The sequence below is a fragment of the Vibrio xiamenensis genome (assembly GCF_900100015.1).
GTDB classification, from domain to species: domain Bacteria; phylum Pseudomonadota; class Gammaproteobacteria; order Enterobacterales; family Vibrionaceae; genus Vibrio; species Vibrio xiamenensis.
The window spans coordinates 14,769-19,128 of the sequence record NZ_FNDD01000050.1; the positions used below are offsets into that span (position 1 = coordinate 14,769).

Sequence of the window (4,360 nt, forward strand, 5' to 3'; positions counted from 1 at the left end):
CGCCAACAAAAGGAACTGGTGCGCTATCGCAGATGGTAAAGAAATCAACTCGCGCTAAGCGCATCACACAAACCACCTCACCACAAACAATGCCACAAAACCAACCGGCGTTTCGCCTCCCCTTTCGCCAACAAAAGGAACTGGTGCGCTATCGCAGATGGTAAAGAAATCGACTCGCGCTAAGCGCATCATACAAACCACCTCACCAAAACCAACCGGCGCTTCGCCTCCCTTTACGCCAAAAAAGGAACTGGTGCGCTATCGCAGGTGGTAAAGAAATCGACTCGCGCTAAGCGCATCACACAAACCACCTCGATCAGCGATAAAAAGCAGCAATCAAGAAATCTGATTAAAAATTTCTTAATAAATAGACTGTGAGTAAATACCTCGCAGATTCACTTTTCACGGTTCTCTGCAACCTATACTGCTTTAAAGTTACTTTTTTATTATCTTATTTATTCGCTTGGATTAATGAGCTAACACGCCTTATCAAAAGCATCGCCAAAATAATCGACTTCCATATGGTATAGGACTGACCATGACGAAAAAAAAGCAATTAATTCAAAAAATTCTCAATGTATTTGAAACTGGAAAATCCGAAGGGAAATATGAAAAGTTAGTGGTGTATTCCGATGGTGTCGCCAATAGTAAACAGATTACTTTTGGCCGCTGCCAAACCACCGAGCAAGGAAATTTATTAACTTTACTTGAAATGTATGTTGAGCATGAAGGCACCTATTGCCACGATTTTATTCCTTATTTGGATTTGATCGGCCATACCCCTTTACATGAAAATAACGAGTTCAAAAACTTACTGGTATTAGCTGCAAAAGAAGATGAGGTCATGCGCCAAACGCAAGATCTGTTTTTTGATCAAGTGTATTGGAACCCTGCAATGGCATGGTGTGAACGTTACAAAATGGCATTGGATTTAAGCGCCTTGGTCGTCTACGACTCCTACATTCACTCAGGCGGCATTCCGATGTTTTTACGCAAGCGTTTCATAGAGTTACCGCCATCAAAAGGTGGCGATGAGAAAGCATGGATACAGGCTTACGTGAGTACGCGTCACCAGTGGCTGAAATACCATAGCCGCCCAATTCTGCGCAAAACCATATATCGAACTCAAACCTTTATAAACGAAATCGAAAAAGATAACTGGGACTTAGAAAAAACGCCCATTATCGCCAACGGAATTTCTGTATCTTAATCATTGATAACGTTTTAACTGAACAACCAAGTCTATTTATTCGCTTTACGATCAATTAATCAAAATATAACGACCAGCGTTTTAATTAATATATGCAACAATGAAACACACTCTCAAGCGTGATTCATCCTTCAATACATTCCCCTTTCCATCTTGTTCCCTAATAAAGCAGCATCTTTAATAAACACACCTTTTAACTTAGGACGTAAATATAAAAAGGTAACACTCTGTTATTTAATAAATAAATTAAGGATATCAATATGGATTACCATTTTAAAAATTTAGTATTTGAAGGTGGTGGTGTAAAAGGAATTGCGTATTTAGGCGCGCTTAAAGTGCTGGATGAAAAAAATATTCTTGAAAATATACAACGTGTTGGCGGCACCTCTGCGGGCGCCATTAATGCGGTATTAGTTGGCCTTGGCTACGACCAAACAGAAACTGAGGAGATTCTATGGGATTTAGACTTTAACCAATTTATGGACGACTCTTGGGGCGTTGGCCGCGACGTACAAAGGCTTATCGACGAGTTTGGCTGGTATAAAGGCGACTTCTTTCGCAACTGGATAGCTCAACTGATCAAAGCCAAAACCGGTAACAGCGAGAGCACCTTTGCCGACATCGAAGCGCTAAAGGCCACCAAAGGCTTTAAATCTATGTATTTTATGGGCACCAACCTTTCTACCTCTTTTTCTGAAGTGTTCTCTGCTGAACACACGCCCAGAATATGCGTTGCCGATGCGGCGCGAATTTCGATGTCGATTCCGCTGTTTTTTGCCTCGAAACGCAGTATGCGTGGCGATGTGTATGTCGATGGCGGCGTGCTCGATAACTATCCCGTGAAACTGTTTGACCGCAAAAAATACCTCAAAACCGAAAACTACGTGGAGCCCAACTACTACAAGAAGGTCAACAAACAGATCCAAGACTTAATCAGACCTGTCTCGGAATACGTCTACAACAAAGAAACGCTCGGATTTCGCCTTGATACTAAGGAAGAAATTTCGGTATTTCGCGACCATGCGGTGCCCACCAGCCAGCCGATTGATAGCTTTTTTGATTACACCTCAGCGCTTATCAATACTCTGATGGAAGCGCAGCAAAATAGCCACCTTCACAGCGACGACTGGGCGCGCACTGTGTATATCGACACTCTGGGCGTGAATACCACCGACTTTGACCTTTCCGACGAAAAGAAACAGCAGCTGGTTACCTCAGGGCAACAAGGGGCCGACAGTTATTTCAAATGGTATGACAAATCCAAAGTTGCGCCGAATAAATAACGTCAAACAGGATTGGCCGACTCGCGGTTAATTGCAGTCGATAACGAGGAACAGAATATGTCTGAACACCTGAAATCATTTTTGGTCGGTGGCATTGGCGGCATTTTGCCAAAATCGCTCACCTTAGCCATCTTGCTCACCAATAGCCCCACCGCCCAAATGGGCGACAAAATCGTATTGAGTTTTTATGTTGGCATTGCGCTGTTTTTTGTCATTGGTGGGGTGATTTCGGTGTTCGCCGTCGAACGAAATCGAAAACTGGTCGACTATTTATTCGCGGGTATCGCCGCGCCCTCGTTGATTGTTTCTATCGGCTCGGGCATGAGTGAATCCAACCAACAGTCATTTGCCAATATCTGGCTAAACTCAGCAACCGCTTCAGAGCAAAGCGCGCCAGAGCAGGAAAACAAAACCTACAACTATGTCATCACCTCCACACCGCAAGGCGATCAAGATTGGCGCAAATCGACGCTGTCTTACGATATCATCATTACTGACACTCAAGGCCAGCAAAGCACGCTGGCGATCTCTTGGCCCAACCCGACCAAAACCATTCATAGCGACGCACCGATCGCCAAAATAGAAATGCAAGACGATAATGGCAAAGCGATTAATTCCTTAACCATTGATCAACCCGTTTCCGGCGAACTGATCGTCCAACCGGCGGTTGAGTCGCAACTTGATATCATGTGGATGCTCGGCGCGAAAGGAAAAGCCAAAGTAGTGAATTGTGAGATGAGTTTTGTGCCCGATAAATCATGATGCAGAAGTGTGCCAATTCTGTTATTGAGCCAACCACTGATAGCAATAAGGATTACAAAGTTAGTTGTATACCACAAGCACGAGCAGTAGACTTGCGCCAGCGAGATGTATTTGTTGGAGATAAATAATGAACAGCTTTTTGGCTAACTTCTTTCCGTACTTTGCCGGCGCTTTTAAGCTGATTGTATTAGCTATCGGAGGCTACTTAGCGATCAAATGGCACTTTGATGAAGACCGCAGAGTGAAGGAAGCCGCAGGCGAAGTATTTGATAGACCAAGCGCAATCAAAAAACTGGTCACGATATTCGCGATTCTCGTTTTTGTCGTCCTTGCCATTATTTTGGTGATTTATGCCACCAACTGGTTACTCTACGAATAAGATAAGTGCTGTACGATAGAGATAAAACACCCTTCAATAATTTGCTGTGTCTCAGGTGGTGTCTAATCACCGTTTTTATAATTATCTAATCGAACTACCTCAACTCAGATATTCAGATCACTAGGCAAAATTTCAGGATGAATTTTTAGGTTTTCGGTGTAGGACGCGCCTAAAACCGAGCCGGACAGCGCCAAAGTACAAAAGGCGTTTTGGTTCCTTTTGCGCCAATAAAAGGAACTGGTGCGCTATCGCAGATAGAAAAGAAATCGACGCGCGTTAGGCGCATCAAACCAACAACTCAACCCAAGATACCCCAGATTCCGGATAGCTCTTTCTGAGCCTCCAGAATAACGACGTTGGTTCACCGTCTAGATAAATACCAAACAAATCACTAGGCAAAAATTCAGGGATGAATTTTTAGGTTTTCGGCGCAGGACGCGCCTAAAACCGAGCCGAACAGCGTCAAAGCACAAAAGGCGCTTTTGGTTCCTTTTGCGCCAACAAAAGGGACTGGTGCGCTATCGCAGATAAAAAAGAAATCGACACACGTTAGGCGCATCAAACTAAACAACTAACCCAAGATACCCCAGATTCCGAATAGCTCTTTCTGATCCTTCGGAATGACGACGCTTGTTTACCGCGATCTAGATAAATAAGAAACAAATCATTAGGCAAAAATTCAGGGATGAATTTTTAGGTTTTCGGCGCAGGACGCGCCTAAAACCG

The 4,360-nt window shown here is 43.8% G+C and carries 4 protein-coding genes; all 4 read left to right on the forward strand.

Going from position 1 to position 4,360, the window contains the following annotated elements; translation table 11 throughout:
- The first annotated feature begins 538 nt into the window (after positions 1–538).
- The 4 genes from BLS03_RS24230 to BLS03_RS24245 all read left to right on the forward strand — a co-directional run bounded on the left by BLS03_RS24230 (position 539) and on the right by BLS03_RS24245 (position 3,634).
- Positions 539–1,210, forward strand: coding sequence for a chitosanase (locus BLS03_RS24230; RefSeq protein ID WP_218122046.1), 672 nt, complete (start codon positions 539–541; stop codon positions 1,208–1,210).
- Positions 1,211–1,470: 260 nt separating this feature from the next.
- A complete protein-coding gene (locus BLS03_RS24235; protein WP_093279423.1) occupies positions 1,471–2,493 on the forward strand; it encodes a patatin-like phospholipase family protein in 1,023 nt (340 codons plus the stop codon).
- Positions 2,494–2,550: 57 nt separating this feature from the next.
- Positions 2,551–3,255 (forward strand): hypothetical protein, encoded by a 705-nt coding sequence (locus BLS03_RS24240; RefSeq protein WP_093279424.1) that lies wholly within the window; start codon positions 2,551–2,553, stop codon positions 3,253–3,255.
- Positions 3,256–3,382: 127 nt separating this feature from the next.
- A complete protein-coding gene (locus BLS03_RS24245) occupies positions 3,383–3,634 on the forward strand; it encodes a hypothetical protein (RefSeq protein ID WP_093279425.1) in 252 nt (83 codons plus the stop codon).
- Positions 3,635–4,360: the final 726 nt, after the last annotated feature.